The sequence below is a fragment of the Marinimicrobium sp. UBA4509 genome, assembly GCF_002388575.1.
Classification (GTDB): domain Bacteria; phylum Pseudomonadota; class Gammaproteobacteria; order Pseudomonadales; family Cellvibrionaceae; genus Marinimicrobium; species Marinimicrobium koreense.
Map to the genome: position 1 here is coordinate 600 of NZ_DGMV01000038.1, position 258 is coordinate 857.

1 protein-coding gene is annotated in these 258 nt (G+C 56.2%); it reads left to right on the forward strand.

What is annotated here, in order from left to right:
- A partial coding sequence (locus tag B3520_RS05740) for an ATPase, T2SS/T4P/T4SS family (protein WP_286875625.1) occupies window positions 1-258 on the forward strand: 258 nt, incomplete at both ends.

Sequence of the window (258 nt, forward strand, 5' to 3'; positions counted from 1 at the left end):
CATCAAGGATCTGGCCATGACCAAACGGGGGCTGATCCTGTTTGTGGGGGCGACCGGCACCGGTAAGTCAACCTCGCTTGCCTCGATGATCGGTCACCGCAATCGCAACAGCAAAGGCCATATCATTTCCATCGAAGACCCGATCGAATTCATTCATCAGCATCAGGGCTGCATCATCACCCAGCGGGAAGTGGGCATTGATACCGAGTCATTTGAGACCGCGCTGAAGAACACGCTGCGTCAGGCGCCGGACGTGAT